The 21136-nt window shown below is 41.9% G+C and carries 20 protein-coding genes; 15 read left to right on the forward strand and 5 right to left on the reverse strand.

Annotation, left to right across the window (positions count from 1 at the left end; translation table 11 throughout):
* Window positions 1-2 precede the first annotated feature (2 nt).
* On the forward strand, window positions 3-755 hold the full coding sequence (locus IF202_RS16685) for a lysophospholipid acyltransferase family protein (protein WP_191596050.1): 753 nt from the start codon (window positions 3-5) through the stop codon (window positions 753-755).
* Between the two features lie 106 nt (window positions 756-861).
* On the opposite strand, the gene IF202_RS16690 is transcribed toward IF202_RS16685, so the two are convergent.
* Window positions 862-1737 carry a LysR substrate-binding domain-containing protein gene (locus IF202_RS16690; protein WP_235963590.1) on the reverse strand — a complete coding sequence of 292 codons (876 nt, stop codon included), beginning with the start codon at window positions 1735-1737 and terminating at the stop codon, window positions 862-864.
* Window positions 1738-1971: 234 nt separating this feature from the next.
* Between IF202_RS16690 and IF202_RS16695 the strand changes: the two genes are divergently transcribed.
* Both IF202_RS16695 and IF202_RS16700 read left to right on the forward strand, forming a co-directional pair.
* On the forward strand, window positions 1972-3231 hold the full coding sequence (locus IF202_RS16695) for a M24 family metallopeptidase (RefSeq protein ID WP_191596052.1): 1260 nt from the start codon (window positions 1972-1974) through the stop codon (window positions 3229-3231).
* 176 nt (window positions 3232-3407) lie between these two features.
* Entirely contained in the window at window positions 3408-5012 is a 1605-nt protein-coding gene (locus tag IF202_RS16700) for a BCCT family transporter (RefSeq protein ID WP_191596053.1), read from the forward strand.
* A 280-nt stretch (window positions 5013-5292) separates the two neighbouring features.
* On the opposite strand, the gene fabB is transcribed toward IF202_RS16700, so the two are convergent.
* Complete coding sequence (gene fabB / locus IF202_RS16705) at window positions 5293-6507, reverse strand: beta-ketoacyl-ACP synthase I (RefSeq protein ID WP_191596054.1); 1215 nt, start codon at window positions 6505-6507, stop codon at window positions 5293-5295.
* A gap of 27 nt (window positions 6508-6534) precedes the next feature.
* A complete protein-coding gene (gene fabA, locus IF202_RS16710; RefSeq protein WP_191596055.1) occupies window positions 6535-7050 on the reverse strand; it encodes a 3-hydroxyacyl-[acyl-carrier-protein] dehydratase FabA in 516 nt (171 codons plus the stop codon).
* 296 nt (window positions 7051-7346) lie between these two features.
* Here fabA and IF202_RS16715 point away from each other — a divergent pair, with 296 nt between their 5' ends.
* Window positions 7347-8252, forward strand: coding sequence for an alpha/beta fold hydrolase (locus IF202_RS16715; RefSeq protein WP_191596056.1), 906 nt, complete (start codon window positions 7347-7349; stop codon window positions 8250-8252).
* A 92-nt stretch (window positions 8253-8344) separates the two neighbouring features.
* On the opposite strand, the gene ispB is transcribed toward IF202_RS16715, so the two are convergent.
* Window positions 8345-9325 (reverse strand): octaprenyl diphosphate synthase, encoded by a 981-nt coding sequence (gene ispB / locus IF202_RS16720; protein WP_191596057.1) that lies wholly within the window; start codon window positions 9323-9325, stop codon window positions 8345-8347.
* A gap of 282 nt (window positions 9326-9607) precedes the next feature.
* Between ispB and rplU the strand changes: the two genes are divergently transcribed.
* The 5 genes from rplU (at window position 9608) to IF202_RS16745 (ending at window position 13061) form a co-directional block, all read left to right on the forward strand.
* Window positions 9608-9916, forward strand: coding sequence for a 50S ribosomal protein L21 (gene rplU, locus IF202_RS16725; protein WP_191596058.1), 309 nt, complete (start codon window positions 9608-9610; stop codon window positions 9914-9916).
* Between the two features lie 31 nt (window positions 9917-9947).
* Entirely contained in the window at window positions 9948-10208 is a 261-nt protein-coding gene (rpmA, locus tag IF202_RS16730) for a 50S ribosomal protein L27 (protein ID WP_191596059.1), read from the forward strand.
* 108 nt (window positions 10209-10316) lie between these two features.
* Window positions 10317-11507 carry an Obg family GTPase CgtA gene (cgtA, locus tag IF202_RS16735; RefSeq protein WP_191596060.1) on the forward strand — a complete coding sequence of 397 codons (1191 nt, stop codon included), beginning with the start codon at window positions 10317-10319 and terminating at the stop codon, window positions 11505-11507.
* A gap of 54 nt (window positions 11508-11561) precedes the next feature.
* The gene (gene proB, locus IF202_RS16740; protein ID WP_191596061.1) at window positions 11562-12686 is read left to right on the forward strand and encodes a glutamate 5-kinase; all 1125 of its coding nucleotides are present in this window, start codon (window positions 11562-11564) and stop codon (window positions 12684-12686) included.
* Between the two features lie 12 nt (window positions 12687-12698).
* A complete protein-coding gene (locus IF202_RS16745; RefSeq protein WP_191596062.1) occupies window positions 12699-13061 on the forward strand; it encodes a diacylglycerol kinase in 363 nt (120 codons plus the stop codon).
* Between the two features lie 88 nt (window positions 13062-13149).
* Here IF202_RS16745 and rpsT read toward each other — a convergent pair whose 3' ends face one another.
* Window positions 13150-13413: a 30S ribosomal protein S20 gene (gene rpsT, locus IF202_RS16750; RefSeq protein WP_191596063.1), complete on the reverse strand. Its 264-nt coding sequence runs from the start codon at window positions 13411-13413 to the stop codon at window positions 13150-13152.
* Between the two features lie 230 nt (window positions 13414-13643).
* On the opposite strand from rpsT, the gene murJ reads away from it, so the two are divergent.
* The 6 genes from murJ to ispH all read left to right on the forward strand — a co-directional run bounded on the left by murJ (window position 13644) and on the right by ispH (window position 21016).
* Window positions 13644-15212: a murein biosynthesis integral membrane protein MurJ gene (gene murJ, locus IF202_RS16755; RefSeq protein ID WP_191596064.1), complete on the forward strand. Its 1569-nt coding sequence runs from the start codon at window positions 13644-13646 to the stop codon at window positions 15210-15212.
* A gap of 138 nt (window positions 15213-15350) precedes the next feature.
* Entirely contained in the window at window positions 15351-16280 is a 930-nt protein-coding gene (ribF, locus tag IF202_RS16760; protein WP_191596065.1) for a bifunctional riboflavin kinase/FAD synthetase, read from the forward strand.
* Between the two features lie 32 nt (window positions 16281-16312).
* Complete coding sequence (gene ileS / locus IF202_RS16765) at window positions 16313-19135, forward strand: isoleucine--tRNA ligase (RefSeq protein ID WP_191596066.1); 2823 nt, start codon at window positions 16313-16315, stop codon at window positions 19133-19135.
* Complete coding sequence (gene lspA / locus IF202_RS16770; protein WP_191596067.1) at window positions 19135-19641, forward strand: signal peptidase II; 507 nt, start codon at window positions 19135-19137, stop codon at window positions 19639-19641. Before ileS ends, lspA begins: the two co-directional genes overlap by 1 nt.
* The gene (locus IF202_RS16775) at window positions 19638-20069 is read left to right on the forward strand and encodes an FKBP-type peptidyl-prolyl cis-trans isomerase (RefSeq protein WP_191596068.1); all 432 of its coding nucleotides are present in this window, start codon (window positions 19638-19640) and stop codon (window positions 20067-20069) included. The genes lspA and IF202_RS16775 overlap by 4 nt, the downstream gene beginning before the upstream one ends.
* The gene (ispH, locus tag IF202_RS16780) at window positions 20066-21016 is read left to right on the forward strand and encodes a 4-hydroxy-3-methylbut-2-enyl diphosphate reductase (protein WP_191596069.1); all 951 of its coding nucleotides are present in this window, start codon (window positions 20066-20068) and stop codon (window positions 21014-21016) included. Before IF202_RS16775 ends, ispH begins: the two co-directional genes overlap by 4 nt.
* Window positions 21017-21136: the final 120 nt, after the last annotated feature.

Genomic DNA, 21136 nt, shown 5'->3' on the forward strand with positions numbered 1-21136 from the left:
CTGTGAGTGTTTTAGCAACATTGAGGTCGTGGATCGGATCAATCGGCTTTCTTCTTTATTATATGGTTTCAACCATTATATTTGGCATTCTTGCGCCGTTCGCAACTATATTACTGCCGAAAAATTATCGTCAGCCTGTATTGAATACACATAACAAGGGTTTGTTGTTTGTTTTTCGTGTTCTGTGTGGTGTTAAAGTTGAAATTATCGGCAAAGAAAACATAAATAATAAGCGTCCCGTCGTGCTGGTGGCTAACCACCAAAGTGAATGGGAGACGTATATACTTCAAGTATTGATGACGCCTATTTCTACCGTATTGAAAAAAGAACTGTTATCTGTGCCTTTCTTTGGTTGGGGCTTGCGTATGGTTCAGCCTATCGCGATAGATCGCTCTCAGCGTACGAATGCTTTAAAACAAATTATTAGCCAAGGCAAAGAACGTTTAGAAGATGGGCGTTCTGTGTTGATCTTTCCTGAAGGCACACGTATTGCGCCAAATGAGGTGGAATCGTTTAGTAAAGGTGCGGCAATGTTAGCGACTTCTGCGAACGTACCTATTCAACCTGTTGTGCATAATGCGGGCTACACTTGGCCTGGTCGTCGCTGGAGAAAGTTTCCCGGTTCAATTCGTATCGTGATTGGCGAAGCGATTGAATCAGAAGGTAAGAAAACATCAGCTTTACATGAAGAGATGGATGTTTGGATGCGAACCGAAATGGCTAAGCTGCCAAAAGGCAATAATACGCTTGATTAGTTGAGTGTCATATAATGAACCGTTCTAATCTCATCTTCGATATCCTTAGAACCTAACAAACAAAGCATTTAATTTTGTATTTTTGTTTGTTAGGTGTATTTGTCAGCTACTCTCTCATCGCTTGATAATGGTTTAACCAGTCATAAAAACGCCTCGTGTTATCATTCATAGGCTTTGATTCATTCAGTGCTAACCAATAGCTACGTCCTGATAAAACACTAAAATCAGATAACCTAATCAGTTGTTTCTCTTTCAGTTTACTGTCAATTAAGTATCTTGTTCCTAAAGTGATCCCTAATCCTCGTTTAGCTGAGTCAATCAGCACAATGTAGTTGTTAAAGCGATGGTTGATCATTAATTTGTCGGTGTTTATATCGAGTTCTGAAAACCATGCCTTCCAGTTCATCCAGTTCGGTTCTATGCGTTCAAAATCCAGAAGTTCATGCTTAAACAAATTTTCAGGGTTATTGCCCAGGAAAGGGTGTGTTTTTAAATAATCAGGACTGGCAATCGGAAACATTTCTTCTTTAAAGAGAAAGCTTGTTTTCCAGCCGATACGTTGGCCAGGCTCGTAAGCAATTGCGATATCTACTTCATCAACGAAAAGGTCGCGAGTGATGTCGGACGTGATCACTCTTATATTTGGCGTCTTTTTATGAGTTCTATAGAACTCATTAATAGCATTCCCTAACCAATAATGAGACATGGCACTATTCGCTGAAACAGTCACCGAGCTGTTGTCTTCATCTTCAAGATATTCTTCTACCGCATCTGCCATAAAATTAAATGAGGCATTTATTTTGTTGTGAAACTGCAAGCCTCGTGAAGACAAAGAAACCTTTCTGCCCTGGCGTTCAAATAAAGCAAAGCCAAAGTAGCCTTCTAAATATTTTATTTGTTTGCTAATCGCGGCTTGTGAAACGTGTAGCTCTTGCGCAGCTTGGGTGAAATTAAGTGTTCTTCCGGCGGCTTCAAAAGCCATTAAGCTGGTTAGGGTGGGCAATCTGTGTCGTAGACTCTTCATAACTTCAAGTTATCCATTAGGATGAAATATTAACGGATGTACGATGGAAAAGTCGCAATATATACTTTTTATTAACCAATACTAGGTTTTTTTTTGGGAATAAGCCAAATGTATAACTTTTCAGATCTAAATTGTTGTAAAAAAAGTTATCAATATGCTCCGTTATTTTTACTAAATGTTTAAGGCCTTATTATGACAACTTTTGATTGGCATGCTGAACGCAGTGATTTGGCTGGGATGACTCTCCTAGATCAAACTCCCGAAAGCTTAGATATAGATATGAACTCTGTTCAAAAGTATCGACTACAGAGGGTTAGGCAAGAAATGGAAGCACGAGACATCAGTGCTCTTATCATTTCAGACCCGGTCAATATTCGTTATGCAACGGGTGCACGTAATATGCAGATATTCTGCGCACGTAATACCCCTTCACGCTACCTTATCGTTACGCCCCATAAAAATATTTTATTTGAGTTTACTGGTTGTGCACATTTAGGTGAAGGTCTAGAGACAATCGATGAAGTTCGCTCATCGGTCACGGCCAGCTTTGTTGCGGCGGGTAATAATATCAAGCAGCGAGAAAAAGACTGGGCTCGTGAAATGACGGCTATTTTAGTTGAGCTTGTTGGTATCGGCGGCAAAGTCGGCATGGAGCGTATGAATGCGGGTACGGCTATTGCTATGTCTATTTCTGGCTATGAGATAGTAGATGCGCAAGAGCCAATTGAGATGGCTCGTTGCATTAAATCTGCTGAAGAAATGAAATGCGTCATTGCGTCACTTCGTATGACGGAAAGAGGTGTCATGCGTCTTAGAAATGCCATCAGACCTGGTATCACGGAGAATGAACTTTGGTCTGTTTTGCATCAGACGGTTATCGCGGAGGAGGGTGATTATTGTGAAACTCGCCTGTTATCTTCAGGTGCTAGAACCAACCCTTGGTTCCAAGAAACGGCTAGTAAGGTGATTGGCGAAAATGAGCTTATAGCATTAGATACCGATGTTGTTGGTTGCTTTGGTTACTATTCTGACTTTTCTCGTACCTTCCATTCAGGCCCTGGTAAACCATCTGAGCAACAAAAAACCTTATATAAAGTCGCTTATGAACAGGTTCAACATAATTTAAGCATTATTAAACCGGGTATGTCGTTTAAAGACTATTCGAATGAAGCTTGGAACATCCCGGAGAAATATCACAGTAACCGTTATTACCTTTCTGCTCATGGTGTGGGTATGACTGGAGAATATCCTTATCTTTACCACCATGCAGACTACAAAGACGCAGGCTATGACGGAGTCATTTTGCCGGGTATGACGCTATGTGTGGAAAGCTATATTGGTGAACAAGATGGCCATGAAGGCGTTAAGTTGGAAGAGCAAATTCTTGTAACTGAGACAGGCATTGAAATGCTGTCAAAATTTCCTTTCGAAGAGGAGTTGTTAAGTAATTAGCTGTACGTGTCGTTGGCTTATAAAAAGAAAAATGTAACGCCCTGTTGGCTAATTGGTATCTGTTTAAAAGTGAAGTACTGCTCTCTGGTGGCTTGTGTCGATGAAGTTCATTAGAGAGAACTCATTCTAAAAGCTTTTGCTTAAGCATCAGCGCATAAATCACTAAAGGACAACTTATGAGTAGCTCAAAAAAAATTAAGATAGGAGTTTCTAAATCCGGATTTTATTCGGGCCTAAACCCTATTGTTACCTTAATTAGTAAAACGGTTATTGCACTACTAGTTATTTATACTGTGGCGTTTCCAGATCAGGCTGTAAAGGTTTTAGGTCAGGTAAACACCTTATTGTTAGCAACATTTAATACCTACTATATATATGCTGTAGCAACATTTTTAATATTTTGCTTTGCATGTTGTTTAAGTCCGTTCGGTAAGCTTAAGTTGGGTCAGGATGATGAAAAGCCTGAATTTTCATTCTTCTCATGGTTTTCTATGATGTTTAGTGCTGGTATGGGAATAGGTTTGATGTTCTATTCCATCGGTGAGCCTTTGTATCATTTTCAAACGAATCCAGCCTTGATGCAAAGTGGTGCTGAAGGCGCTAATGCTGCAGCGGTGCCAAGTGCGATGAGATATACCTTGTTGCATTGGGGGCTGCATGCTTGGGCTGTCTACGTAACCGCAGGCCTTGCTTTGGCCTATTTTGCTTATAGAAAAGGGCTACCTCTTACGATTAGATCAACTTTACAGCCTCTTTTTGGTGATAAATTAAATGGCTCAGCTGGGCATCTTGTAGATATTATCGCTGTAGTTGCAACGACATTAGGTGTTGCAACTACTATGGGAGCTGGTGTTACGCAATTAGTTGCTGGTGTCGAGTTTATTACAGGAACAGGAGGGTTAGTAACAAGTGATGGGAGTCCTACTGCCACAGCTTTGATTGTTACTCTTTTGGTGGTGATGCTACTGTCCACTATTTCTGCTTTGACAGGGGTTTCTAAAGGGGTGAAATGGCTGAGTCAAGTTAATGTTATTTTGTCGATTGCGTTGCTGGTTTTCTTTATTGTCTTTGGTTCGACTTTATTTAGCCTAGAGCTATTCGCTTCTAGTGTTATTGATTACACTGTTAATTTAATTCCTCTAACTTTTTCTGTTTGGGATAGCAATACAGCCATTGGTGCTTGGCAAACAGGCTGGACAATTCTTTATTGGGCTTGGTGGATTGCTTTCGCGCCTTTTGTAGGCTTATTTTTAGCGCGTATTTCACGTGGGCGTACCATTCGTGAGTTTGTTCTTGGTTGTGTCGTTGTACCTTCGCTTGTTTGTTTTGCTTGGATGGCCTTTTTAGGTGGTACCGGTTTGGACTTGGAGCTTAGTGGTATTGCTAAAGGAGCGATTACACAAGCTGTAAATGAAAATATCGCTTCCGTTCTCTTTGTTACTATTGATCTGCTTAATTCAGGTGTTTTAGGTAGCATTATTAAAATGGCTTCTATTGTTTTAATAATTACCTACTTAGTGACGTCAGCAGATTCAGGTGTGCTTGTACTTAATACCATTATGGCAGGCGGTAATGATAATCCAGAACCTAAACATAGAATCATTTGGGGTGTTATTTTGACTCTAGTGGTTGGTTCTTTATTGCTGGCTGGTGGCATGGGAGCGATTCAAAAAGCAATGATGATTGGCGCTTTGCCGTTCTCTGTCGTGATGATACTTATGTGTATTTCAATGGGGAAATCTTTACTTACAACAGAGAGAAAGACTAAGTCTGATCTATAAAGTAAAAGAAGAGCTATATTGAAAATAATAGACTCTGCTTGTGTTTTTTTCGAACTCCCAGCCATTATTGGCTTTTAGCGGCGCTAGATAACTAGCGTCGCTTTCTTTTACGCTTAAAGTGTATGTTTAGATAGCTTAGGATTATGTAGACGTTTTTTAATTTAAATTAAAGGAATGGTGGTTAGAAAGTAGGGGTGAGATATTTTACTCTAGGTTGTAAAAAATAAACCCCAGCTCAATGGTTGGGGTTTATTGGTACTTGAGGTACTACTAGTTTGAATTAAGCTTTATATTTTTTGAATACTAGGCTGGCGTTTGTGCCACCAAATCCGAAACTGTTAGACATGATCAAGTTTAGATCTGCATTGTCTTTACGAGTCGTCACAACTGGAATTTTTCCAGCTGCAGGGTCAAGGTCATCTACATTAGCAGACGCTGCAATGAAGTTGTTTTCCATCATTAGCAAGCAGTAGATCGCTTCATGAACACCCGCGGCACCCAAAGAATGACCAGATAAAGATTTCGTTGAGCTAATCAAAGGAATGTTATCGCCAAAGGTAGTATTGACTGCTTCTAGCTCTTTCATGTCACCAGCAGGAGTACTTGTACCGTGGGTATTGATGTAATCAATCTCTCCATCAATTGTGCTCATCGCCATTTGCATACAACGTACTGCACCTTCACCAGAAGGGGCAACCATGTCGTAGCCATCGGATGTTGCACCGTAACCTACTAATTCTGCGTAGATTTTTGCGCCACGAGCTTTAGCATGCTCTAGCTCTTCAATAACTAGCATACCGCCGCCACCTGCGATAACGAAACCATCACGGTTCGCATCGTAAGCACGAGACGCTTTTTCTGGTGTGTCGTTATATTTTGAAGACAATGCGCCCATGGCATCAAACATACATGTTTGCGCCCAGCTTTCTTCTTCGCCGCCGCCAGCAAATACAACATCTTGTTTGCCAAGTTGGATTAGTTCCATTGCATTACCAATACAGTGAGCACTGGTAGAGCAAGCAGAAGTGATTGAGTAGTTAACGCCTTTAATTTTAAAAGGTGTTGCTAAACAAGCAGATACGGTGCTCCCCATCGTTTGTGTTACACGATATGGGCCAACACGCTTAACGCCTTTTTCGCGTAAAGTATCTGCTGATTCAATTAGGTTCTCAGCAGATGCGCCGCCAGAGCCAGCAACTAAACCTGTACGTACGTTAGACACTTGGTCTTCCGTTAGGCCAGAGTCAGCAATTGCTTGCTGCATAGAGACGTATGCATATGTCGCAGCTGGCCCCATGAAACGGCGAACTTTACGATCAATTTCGCTTGCATCTAAATCAATGCGGCCAGCAACGTGGCTACGAAAGCCATATTCTTTGTAGTCTTCTGCGAAACGAATGCCTGATTGGCCTTCGAGCAAGGAATTTAGAACGTTTTCTTTGTCATTACCTAGGCAACTAACAATGCCAAGACCTGTTACTACTACTCGACGCATAAATGAGCCTCTTTCAATTCTTAATCTTTAGAAGTTGTCTGTTGAGGTAAATAAACCTACACGTAAATCTTTTGCTGTGTAAATTTCACGTCCATCAACTTCAACGCTTCCGTCTGCAATGCCCATCACCAACTTACGCTCAATGACGCGTTTAAGGTTGATGCGGAAAGTAACTTTTTTCGCTGTAGGTAAAATTTGGCCAGTGAATTTCACTTCGCCAGAACCTAATGCACGACCGCGGCCTTTGTTGCCTTTCCAGCCAAGGAAGAAGCCAACAAGTTGCCACATTGCATCCAATCCAAGACAGCCCGGCATAACTGGGTCGCCTGGGAAGTGACATGCAAAAAACCAAAGGTCAGGAGTGATATCAAGTTCAGCGATAATTTCGCCTTTCCCGAACTCGCCGCCTTCAGTAGAGATGTGTGTGATGCGATCCATCATTAACATGTTGCCAACAGGAAGCTGTGCATTACCTGCACCAAACATTTCACCGTGGCCGCATTTTAATAGTTCGTCTTTTTCAAAAGATGAAGCTGTAGTCATTGTAGTCCTATATCCACATCCAGCGATGACCTAAAAATAGTCTGATGGATTTGCGTGGTTCAGTTTGCAGTATAAAATCTCGCTGATTATATCGCTTTGAAACCTTAATATGAACGTTTGAATGGAAAAAAACCAAATTAGCTGAATAAAAAATGATCATTTTCATCTTGAAGCGGTCTTTTTGTGGTGAATTGTTGCTCGTATGATGGTTTTTTGAACGCTTGTATGGCTATGTTACTTGCTGTTTCCTGCTAAGATATTTGTTTTAGTTATGCCGAATTTCTTTGAGAGTGTTTATGACGTTGAGTAATAAAGTTGAATTGATTGAATGGAAAAGTTCATTTAATGATGGTCATATTCAAGGATATTTGAAGCGTGTCAATGATAGTGAGCCAACGATCCATTTTCTACATGGCAACGGTTTTTCTGTAAAAACCTATTCTCAGTTTCTAGAGAAACTCGAAAATTATAATGTGATCATGCAGGACGCAGCTGGGCATGGTGGATCAACGGCAGGGAAGTTATTTATTGGTTGGAATGGCACTGCTGAGCGGTTTAATCATTCGCTAGCAATGCAAAGAAAAATATTACCTAGCACTGAATTAATTGGAATGGGGCATAGTTTTGGTGGCTGCATGACCGTTCTAATGAGCGCGTCTGACGCTACAAATTTTGACCGTATGGTGCTGTTAGACCCCGCTATTTTTCCTCCGCGATTATTGTGGATCATGCGAGGGATAAAGTATTTGGGTTTACGGAAACAAATTCCTTTGGCTAAGCAAGCAATGCGTCGTCGTACCCAATGGAATACGCTTGATCAGGTAAGGCATAATTTCCATGGAAGAGGGACGTTTAAAGGGTGGGAAGATGTTTGTTTGGATGACTACATTTCTTCCTCCGTTACATTTAATGGTAGTGATAATTATGAATTAAATTGTCCTCCTTGGATGGAGTCTGAAATTTTTTCAAGCTACGCTCAAGGAATGTGGAAGGCCATTAAAAAGATATCGGTACCGACCTATATCGTTCAAGGTAGAGAGACGTTTAGTTATTTCAAAGAGGCTTATCGGTTGGCTGCAAAACTGAATTCGAATATTAAGGTGGTTGAGGTAGAGGGTGGACACTGTTTTATGCAGCAAAATCCAGCCATGTCTGCTGAGCTTGTATTGGATTTACTGCATAAGAATAAAGTTAACCTTTAAAACGCATATCAAATAAGCCAAACACATCAGATGGATGTGCTTGGCTGGTTCGTGAGTTTGTCTATGAGTTTGTCTATGAGTTTGTCTATGAGTTAGTTGCGACGCTTGACTGAAGCGTGAGCCAAAGCGATTAATGCTGCTTTGTAGTCCGACTCAGGCAGGCAAGAAATAGCTTCTATTGCTAAATCTGCTTGTTCTTGGGCTTTTTGTTGTGTGTATTCAATTGCGCCACAGTTCTGGACATCATTTATTATGGTGTCTAGTTGCTCTAGGCCGCCTGTTTGAATAGCCTGCCTTACTCTGTCTACGGCATCTGCTTTGCCGTGTTTCATCGTGAAAATCAAAGGTAGGGTTGGTTTACCCTCCGCAAGATCATCACCCACACTCTTGCCCATTTCTTCTGCAGTGCTTGTGTAATCCATTACGTCATCAATCAGTTGAAAAGCCGTACCAACATACATTCCGTAATGCCTTAGTGCTTCCTGATGCTCTGCACTTGCGTCAGCAATAACTGCACCGCAAAGCGCCGCACCTTCAAAAAGCTTGGCTGTTTTATATTGAATAACTTTTAAATAGCTTGCTTCGCTTGTGTCTGGGTCGCCGCAATTAATTAGTTGCTGGACTTCGCCTTCTGCAATGATGTTGGTGGTTTTTGCTAATACGCTCATGCATTGCATGCTGCCAACATCGACCATTATTTGGAAAGCGCGCGAATAAAGGAAATCACCGACTAGGACGCTTGGCGCATTACCCCATTCTTCATTGGCTGTTTTTTTTCCACGACGCATGTCTGATTCATCGACAACATCATCGTGTAATAGCGTGGATGTGTGGATGAACTCAATAATAGTCGCCACTTGAATGGCTTTATGCTGTTTTTTAGTGTCCAGCTCTGAACTCGCTTTGGCGGCCAGTAGCACTAATAATGGTCTGAGTCGTTTTCCGCCATTACTGATGATGTAATAGCCTATTTGCTCAATAAGAGGAATGTCACTACTAAGCTGTGACACTATATATTCATTTACTAGGCCAAATTCATTGGCCACAACATCATGTATTTGTGTAGGTTGCATGCAATTTCCGAGGCTAAAATATTTCAAGCTGATCAGCAAGTTTGCCTCATGCTAGGTAAGGCTAGTGTCAGGGTCAACCCAAAATACAAAAAATGTATAAAGATGATGGTTTTTACTTGTGTTGGTTGGTGCGATTTTGTACAATCTCGCGTCCGATTTACCCACATTTTGCTCCCTATCATATGGTTAGTGATTTTTGTCCAGTTTGGTCAAATAGTTATTGCCACTAGAAGTAGGTCAAATTCAATTTCAGTAGCCGGGTAAGTCTTATTGGAGAAGAATATGTTCGCAGTGATCAAAACTGGCGGTAAGCAATACCGTGTAGAAGAAGGCCAAACCCTTAAAGTTGAGAAATTAGCTATCGAAGAAGGTGGCGTTGTTCAATTCGACGACGTTCTTCTTGTATGCAATGGTGACGACGTTAAAGTTGGCGCTCCTATTGTAGATGGCATTAAAGTTACTGCGGAAGTAGTTGCTCATGGTCGCGGAGACAAAGTGAAAATTTTGAAATTCCGTCGTCGTAAGCACTCTATGAAGCGTATGGGTCATCGTCAGTGGTTCACGGAAGTGAAAATAACTGGCATTAAATAAGCCCTAACTAAACTAATTTAAGGAGTAGCCCATGGCTCATAAAAAGGCAGGTGGTAGTACTAATAACGGTCGCGATTCCGAGTCGAAACGATTAGGTGTCAAACGTTTTGGTGGTCAAGTTGTGATCCCAGGTAACATTCTTGTTCGTCAGCGTGGTACTCAGTTCCACCCTGGTGCAGGTGTTAAAATTGGTAAAGATCATACTTTGTTCGCGGTTGTTGAAGGCCAAGTGAAGTTTGAAGTGAAAGGTAAGTTGAAGCGTCGTACGGTTTCTGTCGTTACTGCTGCTTAATTATTTGCTAGAAACTTAAAAAGAGCTCCGCGACGCGGGGCTTTTTTTTTGGAAGAATTCTATAATTAGAATCTGTTGATTCTGATAATCCACCGAAGAGGTGTATCTGTGAAATTTGTTGATGAAGCCAGTATCTATGTAAGAGCGGGTAAAGGCGGTAATGGTTGCTTGAGTTTTTGGCGTGAGAAATTTGTCGCTAAAGGCGGTCCTGATGGTGGTGATGGCGGTAATGGCGGTAGTGTAGTGCTAGTCGCTGATGATGCCTTAAATACCCTGATTGATTTTCGTTTTACGAAGAAATACATTGCCGAAAGTGGTGAGACTGGTCAAGGGCGGGACATGACTGGCTCAAAAGGTCCAGATCTTGAGATTAAAGTGCCTGTTGGTACGACAGTTATTGACGAGGATACTGGTGAGACACTGGGTGATCTTGTTCGTGACGGCCAAAAATTAAAAGTAGTGCAGGGTGGTCATCATGGTTTGGGTAATACTCGATTCAAATCAAGTACCAACCGTGCGCCACGTCAAACGACAAAAGGTACTGTGGGTGAAGAGCGTTCGCTTAAGCTTGAGATGAAAGTATTGGCTGATGTCGGTTTACTTGGTCTTCCAAATGCAGGTAAATCAACCTTCATTCGTGCTGTGTCGTCTGCTAAGCCTAAAGTGGCTGATTATCCTTTTACAACACTTGTGCCAAACCTTGGTGTGGTTAAAGTTAAAAAACATCAGAGTTTTGTTATTGCAGATATTCCCGGGATTATTGAGGGTGCATCTGAAGGTGCAGGTCTTGGTATTCGCTTTTTGAAGCATTTGGTGCGTAACCGTATCTTGCTGCATATTGTCGATTTGGCGCCCTGGGATGAAATTACCCCAGCTGAAGCCGCGGTTATTGCTGTAAATGAATTGCATCAATTTAGTCCTGCTTTGGCGGAACGAGATCGTTGGTTGGTTCTTAATAAAACAGACATGGTTCCTGAAGGTGAGTTAGAAGAGCGTTGTCAGAGTGTTATTGATGCGCTTGGTTGGGAGGGTAAAGCTTACCGTATCTCAGCAATATCTGGTGAAGGGACAGAAGTTCTTTGTTTAGACTTGATGACTGCGCTTGATGAGCAAAAAGCCTTGCTTGCAGATAGTGAAGAAGCTCGAGAAGCAGAAAAAGCAGTGCGAGCCTTGATTGATGAAGAGGGCCGAAATCGTATTATGTCATTACGTGAAAAACGTCGTAAAGCAGGGTTGTTGCTTGATGATGACGATTTTGATGAAGATGATTATGATGTTGAAGTGGAATACGTTGGCTAGTTTGAGCCGGCTGTTCTGGTGGGCAAAAAAGTTCTGGTGAGTAGAAGTGGTATCATGGAAATGCGAGAAAAGATAACGAAGGCGCAGCGAATTGTTGTTAAAATAGGCAGTGCGTTGCTAACAAATGATGGTCAGGGCTTGGATGTTGCTCGGATTGGTCTTTGGGTTGCTCAAATTGCTCAGTTGCGATCTCAAGGAAAAGAGGTTGTTTTAGTTTCCTCTGGTTCTATTGCGGCCGGCATGAAGCGTCTTGGTTTTTCTTCTCGCCCCACACAGGTTAATGAACTTCAGGCTGCGGCCGCTGTAGGTCAAATGGAGTTGGTTGGTGTTTATGAGTCTTATTTTGAGAAGCACGATTTGTGTACTGCGCAAATTTTGCTTACCCACGATGATTTATCTAATCGCCGTCGGTATTTAAATGCGCGATCCTCGTTGCGGACTCTGCTGGGTTTCGGTGTTGTACCTATAATCAATGAAAATGACACTGTTGTAACCGATGAAATTCGTTTTGGTGACAATGATACGCTTGGTGCTTTAGTGGCTAACTTGGTTGAGGCGGATTTGTTAATTATATTGACTGATCAGCAAGGATTGTTTGATAAGAATCCGCGCGATCACAAAGATGCTGTACTGATGGCTCATGTTTCTGCATCTGATGACCGTTTAGAGTCTATGGCGAGTGGTGGAGCTGGTGTCTTGGGTAGCGGTGGCATGTTAACTAAAGTGCGAGCGGCTCGTTTGGCCGCTCGCTCTGGTGCTGATACCTTGATTGCGTCGGGACGTGAAGAAGATGTTTTGCTTAAAGTCGTGGCAGGTCAGCTTATTGGTACTTGGTTAGAGCCGGATCATTGTCGCCAGGCTGCGCGTAAATTGTGGCTTGCTGGACATCTTAAGAGTCGTGGTTCCTTAGTGCTTGATGCTGGTGCCGTGAAAGCGCTTCGCAAAGAAGGAACTAGTTTGTTGGCTGTAGGTGTTAAAGATGCCGAAGGTTCTTTCTCTCGTGGTGATATGGTTATTTGTGTCGATGAGCAGGGTGGTCTTGTTGCTCGCGGCTTGATTAACTACAGTGTGGCTGAGACATTGAAGTTGCTAGGGCAGCCATCTTCTAAGATTGGAGAAATCTTAGGTTATAAAGGTGAGCCTGATTTAATTCATCGTGATGATTTGGTTATTATTTGAAGAGGTGTTGCTGTGGCAAAGCCGGGAAAGGCGGGATTTGATCGGATTTTTGGTGCTTTAAAGTATTCTTCCCAAGGGTTGCGTGCTCAATGGAGGCATGAGGCGGCTTTTCGTCAGGAAGTGTGTTTGTTTTTATTATCTTTGCCTTTTGCTATTTTTCTAGGTGATAGTGGTCTTGAGCGCGCTGTTTTGATTTTTTCAGTGGGCATGGTGTTGATCGTTGAGACGTTAAATTCGAGTGTGGAAGCGGTAGTTGATAGAATTAGTCATGAGCATCATGAGCTTTCTGGTCGAGCGAAAGATTTGGGTTCGGCGGCGGTTACGTTGGCTTTGGTGTTGGCGGCTGTTGTTTGGTTAGTTGTTCTGCTGGGTTAGAGTGTAACGCGAGATTTCTAAAAAAAAGCGTGATGAGCCTTTTTGAGGCATAAAAAAACCGGCTTAAGCCGGTTTTTTTATGGATATATTAGGCCAGTGCTTTGATTTTAGCACTCAAGCGACTCTTATGACGAGATGCTTTGTTTTTATGATATAGGCCTTTGTCAGCGGCTTTGTCTAGTTTTGAAGTCGCTAGAACGTAAGCTGCTTGAGCTTCAGTTTGATTGCCTGCTTCGATAGCTGCATCTACTTTTTTCAAGTATGTGCGAACCATAGAACGGATGCTACCATTATGAGCGCGGCTTTTGATTGCCTGACGCGCACGTTTTTTTGAACCTGCTGAATTTGCCACGGTCTGGCTCCTCTAAGTTTGTATATAAAACGACTCAGCACTTTGCTGCGTCGTGAAATTAATGTCAAGTTTTAACTTTGAAATGTCGCGGCGAATTTTACCAGTTTTTTTCGTTGTCACAACCCTATTATGTGAAAATTAGTTAAATGAGTTTATATATTTGGCTGCGCTCTGGTATCGGCTGGTGTTATTCTTGGTGATATCTTCTTCTCTGTGTGCCATAAATTAGTATGTCTGAAAAAAAATCTTCTGTGGCTAAACCACGTAAGTCTTTGTCTTTATTACGTTCTGGTGTCTTGGTTTCTCTTTGTACCTTCCTTTCTCGCATCCTTGGGTTGGTGAGAGATGCTTCATTGGCGTATGTATTAGGTGCTAGCGGAAGTGCGGATGCTTTTTACGTCGCATTTAAAATTCCTAATTTTTTTAGACGTTTATTTGCTGAAGGCGCTTTTGCTCAGGCATTTGTGCCGGTATTAAGTGATTATCGAGTTAACGAAGGGAGGGAAGAGGTTCGTGCCCTTGTTTCTGCTGTGTCGGGTTCTCTTGCTCTGGTGTTGCTATTCATAACTATTATTTTTATGGTTTGTGCTCCTTGGGTTGTATATGTGTTCGCGCCAGGCTTTACTGGGAATGCTGAACAGTCTGCATTGGCTTCTGAACTGTTAGTTATTACCTTCCCTTATTTGTTGTTTATTTCTTTAACGGCGTTGGCCGGTGGAATTCTAAATGCTCATGGCGAGTATGCAGTTCCTGCTATTACACCTATTTTTTTGAATGTTTCCTTAATTGTCGCGACAGTCTATTTTGCTCGTTCTGCTGTACAGGCTGAAACGGCTATTGCTTGGGGTGTGTTTTTTGCTGGTATAATTCAACTGGTTTTTCAGGTGCCTTTTTTGGCAAGGTTGAAGTTATTGCCTATGCCGACGCTGGGTTTTCGGCATCCAGGAGTGAGGCGTATTCTCTTTTTAATGGGGCCTGCTTTGTTTGGGGTGTCTGTTGGTCAAATTAATTTGTTGTTAGATACTGTCTTGGCGTCTTTTTTACAAACAGGTAGCATAACTTGGTTATATTTGTCGGATCGTTTGTATGAATTGCCATTAGGTATTTTTGCAATTGCAATTAGTACGGTGATATTGCCTTCTTTATCACGCAGCTTTGCTGGTGGAGAGTCTTCGGGATTTTCTGATACGCTGGATTGGGCGTTGCGGATTTTATTGTTGATTGCGATCCCTTCATCGCTCGCTTTGTTTATGTTAGCTGAACCTTTGATAGCGACGATTTTTTATCGTGGCGAATTGACTGTAAATGATGTGTCGATGGCTGCGCAGAGTTTGCAAGCCTACTCGCTTGGTTTGGTTTTTATGATGCTTATTAAAGTGTTGGCGCCAGGTTATTATGCAAGGCAGGATACAAAAACACCTGTGCGTATTGGTATTATTGCTATGGTGTCTAATATGGTGCTGAATTTAATTTTGGTCTGGCCATTGGGGCATGTCGGTTTGGCATTGGCAACCAGTTTGTCTGCTGGATTAAATGCGTTTCTGCTTTGGCGTGGGCTGTGTAAAAAAGGTCATCATGTATTCTCTTCTCAATGGAAGCATCTATTACGAATATTAATGAGTGCAACCGTGGTTTTGGGGTTGTGTTTGTATTTCTTTCTTCAGCAAGGTTGGCAATGGACCCAGATGAGTGATTTGTACCGAGTGGGTTATATGTTGTTGATTGTTTTCTCAGGTGTGTTTGTCTATGTTCTTACCGCTATTATTGCAGGGTTACGGCCTTCTATTTTGAAACATTAAGAGGTTTTTAGGTTGTTTTAATAGTGAAGTTGTTTTTGCATACCTTCAGTAGGGTCTGGCCTACCTTCATAGTGTTAACTGCTATATAATCTGAGTAATTTTTTCGATGCTGTGTTTAATTGTTTTGTACGGGGTTCTATGGAGTTAATTCGCGGTATTCATAATATCCGTTCAAAGCATAAAGAATGCGTGCTGACGATTGGTAATTTTGACGGTGTTCATTTGGGGCATGGTGCTATTTTAGCTCGAGTTAGGTCGTTGGCTGAACAGTATGATTCCCCTGCAGGTATCATGATTTTTGAACCTCAGCCAAGAGAGTTTTTTGCACCTGAAACGTCACCTGGCCGTATTGGTCGGCTGCGAGATAAGATTCACTTGCTAGAAGGTCAAGGCATCGATTATGTGCTCTGTATGCCATTTAATCCAAAATTACAGCAGTTAGATGCTCGGGCTTTTTGTCAGCAAGTCCTACTGGATGGATTAACTGTTAGGCATTTAGTTGTAGGTGATGATTTTCGTTTTGGCTGCGATAGGCAGGGTGATTTTGATTATTTGCAAGCATTCGGCGAGTTAAATGGTTTTGATGTTGAAAATACGCCATCTGTTTTAAACCTATTAGGCGAGCGAGTAAGTAGTACCCTAGTAAGAAAAGCGTTAGAGCGAGGCGATATCTTGTCTGCCCAAGAAAATATGGGACACCCTGTAACGCTCAGTGGCCGTGTTATTTATGGGCAGCAGCTTGGTAGAACTCTCGGGTTCCCTACTGCGAATATACATTTGAAAGGTGTTAAATCTGCGTTGTCTGGTGTTTATGCTGTGACATTAAATGTGGATGGTATTTCTCGTAATGGTGTTGCGAATATTGGTGTCAGACCAACGGTTCAAGGCAAAACCCCAATACTAGAAGTACATGTGTTTGATTTTAATGGTGACTTGTACGATAAGTACGCGCAAGTGACTTTCTGTCATTTTATTAGGGCAGAGCGAAAAATGGCCAGCTTAGATGCGCTGGAAAAACAAATTCAATGTGATAAAGAAGAAGCTATTTGCTTCTTCAATAATCAGTGAACAGATGATCTTTGAGGATAAATCGATAAACCATGAGTGATTATAAACCGACACTGAATTTGCCAAATACTGATTTCCCAATGCGTGGCGATTTGGCAAAACGTGAGCCTGTAATGTTAAAACATTGGCAGGATATGGATCTATACAATAAAGTGCGAGAAGTGAGTAAAGGTCGTAAGACGTTCATTCTTCACGATGGTCCTCCATACGCTAATGGCAGTATTCATATTGGTCACGCGGTTAACAAAATCCTCAAAGATATTATTGTTAAATCTAAAGCCGTAAGTGGTTTTGATGCGCCTTATATTCCTGGTTGGGATTGTCATGGTTTGCCAATCGAACATAAGGTTGAGCAGTTGATTGGTAAGGCGGGTACTAAGGTTTCTTATAAAGAGTTTCGTGCTAAATGTCGCGAATACGCTTACACGCAAATTGAACACCAGAAAAAAGACTTTATCCGTCTTGGTGTGATGGGGGATTGGGAAAATCCTTATCTAACAATGAACTTCAAAACTGAAGCAAACATTGTTCGTGCATTGGGCAAAATTGCTGAAAACGGCCATTTAGTAAAAGGCTTTAAGCCAGTTTACTGGAGTGTGGTTGGTGGTTCTGCTTTAGCTGAAGCGGAAGTGGAATATCAAGACAAAACATCTTTATCTTTAGATGTGCGTTATGCGCCAAAAGACGAAGCGGCTTTGTTAGCTAAGTTTTCTGATGTAGAGGGTGAAGGTAAAGTATCTGTTGTTATTTGGACGACTACACCTTGGACGCTTCCTGCTAGTCAGGCTGTTTCCGTTCACCCCGAATTCAACTACGCCTTAGTTGAAGTTGATATGGGCTTGGGTAAAGAGCGTCTGATCGTCGCTGAAGATATGGTTGAAGGCTTGATGGCTCGCTACGGTGTGTCTGATTTTCGTGTTGTTGGTCGTGCAGTAGGTGCTGATCTTCAAGGTACTGTGTTAAATCACCCATTCTTGATTCGTGATATTCCTATTATATTAGGTGGGCATGTTACAACTGAGGCTGGTACTGGTTGCGTACATACAGCCCCAGATCATGGCGTAGACGATTTTAATGTTGGTCGTGAAAACGGCATAGGTACTATCAACTTAGTACAGGATAATGGCGTTTATACAGAGGCTGCTGGCGAATTCGCAGGGCTTCATGTTTATAAAGTTGATGGTGCCGTATTAGAAGCTCTCAATCGTAATGATGCCTTGGTTTTTGAATCAAAAATCTTCCATAGCTATCCACATTGTTGGCGTACAAAAACGCCACTTATCTTTCGAGCTACGCCTCAATGGTTTATTAGCATGACGAAAGAAGGTTTGTTGGATGCAGCTAAAAATGCTGTTGAAGGTGTTAAGTGGGTGCCTAGCTGGGGACAAAATCGAATGGAAGGGATGTTGAATAACAGTCCTGACTGGTGTGTCTCTCGTCAACGTACTTGGGGGGTTCCAATTGCTTTGTTTATCAATAAAGAAACCCAAGAGCTTCATCCAGAAACGCCTCGTCTTATTGAAGAGGTGGCGGAGCGAATTGAAGAAGAAGGTATTGACGCTTGGTTTGACTTAGACGCAGAGACTTTGTTGGGTGCTGAGGCTGAGAAATACAGTAAAGTAACGGATACTTTGGACGTTTGGTTTGACTCTGGTGTTACGCATTATTCTGTTATAGATCAGCGTGATGAGTTGAGTTTTCCTGCAGATTTGTATCTAGAGGGATCGGATCAGCATCGTGGTTGGTTCCAGTCTTCGCTTAAGACATCGATTGCTATCCGTGGCGTGCCTCCTTATAAGCAAGTACTTACTCACGGTTTTACTGTTGATGGTGATGGTCGTAAAATGTCTAAGTCTTTGGGGAATGTTTTATCTCCTCAAAAAGTTATGGACACACTAGGTGCTGATATTATCCGTTTGTGGGTAGCTGCTACGGATTACACCACGGAAATGACAGTGTCTGATGAAATTCTAAAGCGTGTTGCAGATTCTTATCGTCGTATCCGTAATACGGCTCGATTTATGATGGCGAATTTGAACGGGTTTGATCCATTAAAAGATCTAGTGCCATCAAGCGATATGATTGCATTAGATAAGTGGATTGTCGACCGTGCAGCGTTGTTGCAAAAAGAATTGGACGCTGCTTATAACGAATACCAATTTCATACAGTGAATCAAAAAATTCAGAATTTTTGTTCTGTGGATTTGGGTGGCTTCTATCTTGATGTTGTTAAAGACCGTCAATATACAACTCAAGCAGACAGCTTAGCTCGTCGTTCTGCGCAAACTGCCTTGTATCATGTGATGGAAGCTTTTTCTCGTTGGATTGCACCTATTTTAAGTTTCACCGCTGATGAAATTTGGCAAGCACTTCCAGGCGAGCGTAGTCAGTCTGTGTTCTTGGAAACTTGGTATGAAGGTCTAGAGGAATTGTCTAGTAGTGAGGTGCTTGGCCGAGAGTTCTGGAAGCATGTGCTAGAGGCAAAAGTGGCGACAAATAAGGTGATTGAAGCGGCTAGAAGTGAAGGGAAAATGAAAGCTAGCTTAAGCGCAGAGATTACACTTTATTGTGATGATGCATTGCAGGAGGCATTGAGCCGTCTTGGGGATGAATTGCGTTTCGTTTTGATTGCTTCTGAAGTAAATGTGTTGCCTTTGTCTGATGCGCCTACTGATGCAGTTGAAACGGACTTAGCTGGACTTAAAGTCCATGTTGAGCTGAGTAAGAATACTAAGTGTGTTCGTTGTTGGCACCATAGGAAAGAGGTTGGTCAGCGTGAAGCGCACCCTGAATTGTGTGATCGTTGTATTTCCAATTTACCAGATGGGGAAGGTGAACAGCGCCTTTACGCTTAATGACGATTTCTGTTTTTTTTAAAAGAGTTCAGCGCTGGTGGGCGCTGGCTTTTGTTCTTTTTGTTTTAGATTGGATAACAAAACAGGCAATCGAGTCTACTTTGTCTTATGGACAGGAAATTCCTGTTCTTCCATTCTTTGATATTACTTTAAGGTACAACACTGGGGCGGCATTTAGTTTTCTTGCTCAAGCTGGTGGTTGGCAACGATGGTTCTTCTCTTTAATTGCGCTGGCTGTCGTTGTTGGTATTAGCTGGCGCCTTGTTAAAATTGCAAATTCCAATCGTTTAGAGTCTATAGCGTTGGCCTTTGTGTTGGGTGGGGCGTTAGGTAACCTATATGACAGATTAGTTTATGGTCATGTTGTAGATTTTATTCAATTGCATTGGCAGCAGTCATGGTACTTTCCTGCGTTTAATGTTGCAGATAGCGCGATTACCATTGGTGTCGTTTTGATGTTACTTGAAAGTGTTGTGACGAAGAAAGAAGAAGGTATTAAAAAATGAGTTTGATTACAGCGTCTAGCCGAGTCACGTTGCATTTTGAATTGTCACTTGAAGATGGGCAGATAGTAGATTCTAATTTTGAAAAACCGCCTGCAAGTTTTACATTTGGTGATGGTAGTCTATTGCCTGATTTTGAAACTGCACTTTTAGGTATGTCAGCAGGACAAAAAGACACCTTTGTTATGTCTCCTGAGAATGCCTTTGGTGCTTATAATGAAAGCAATGTTCAGCGTATTCCTCGTTCTCAATTCGATATGGATCTAGAAGAGGGTATGGTTGTATCTTTTGCAGATATGAGTAAGAACGAATTGCCAGGTGTTATTTCTGAAATTGGTGAGAAAGAGGTTGTTGTTGATTTTAATCATCCGCTTTCAGGTCGATCTTTAACTTTTAAAGTTAGCATTATTTCTGTAGAGGCTGCCGAATGAGTTTTGCTATCCAGCTTGCTAACCCTCGTGGCTTTTGTGCTGGTGTTGATCGTGCTATCGAAATAGTAAATCGTTGTTTAGATTTATTTGAAGCTCCGATTTATGTCCGTCACGAAGTGGTCCACAACAAATTTGTTGTGGAGTCATTGAAAGCGCGTGGGGCTGTATTTGTTGATGAGCTTGATCAGGTTCCTGATGACCATATTGTTATCTTTAGTGCTCATGGTGTGTCAAAAGCGGTTCGCGATGAGGCAACAAATCGAGGGTTGAAAGTTTTTGATGCAACTTGTCCGCTTGTAACGAAAGTGCATTTGGAGGTCTTGCGTTATTCCCGAGACGGAATGGAGTGTATTTTGATCGGTCATGATGGTCACCCTGAAGTAGAGGGGACCATGGGGCAGTATGACGATCGTCAAGGTGGTGCTATTTATCTGGTGGAAACGCCAGAAGATGTTGCTGGGTTGTTGGTAAAAGATCCAGAGCACTTAGCGTTTGTAACTCAAACGACCTTATCGATGGATGATACATCGGTTGTGATTGATTCTTTGCGTGAGCATTTTCCTGCAATTCGTGGGCCTAAAAAAGACGATATTTGTTACGCCACGCAAAATCGACAAGATGCAGTAAAAACATTAGCAGAAGAATCTCAGTTGGTTTTGGTTGTCGGCTCGGTTAATAGCTCTAATTCAAATAGATTGAAAGAGTTGGCGGAGCGAATGGGGGCTAAGGCTTTCTTGATCGATAATGCAAATGAAATTGATACTGCTTGGTTTCAGGGCGTTTCTAGTGTTGGTGTTACGGCAGGCGCGTCTGCACCTGAGGTATTGGTTAATGAAGTGATATCCCGCTTAATAGAAGAAGGTGGAAGTGTTCCTGAAGAGTTGAAAGGTAGAGAGGAAAATGTTTCTTTCTCTATGCCTAAAGAGCTTCGAATCATTGAAGTTTAATCCCTTTTATATTTTTTTGAGATTAATTTAAATTAATCTCAAAAAAAGGGTTGCACAAAATCTGTAGATCCTTAATATACGCCCTCGCTGACACGGACAACGCTTCACAACAACGAAGTT

It is taken from the genome of Marinomonas colpomeniae (assembly GCF_014803385.1).
Taxonomy (GTDB): Bacteria; Pseudomonadota; Gammaproteobacteria; order Pseudomonadales; family Marinomonadaceae; genus Marinomonas; species Marinomonas colpomeniae.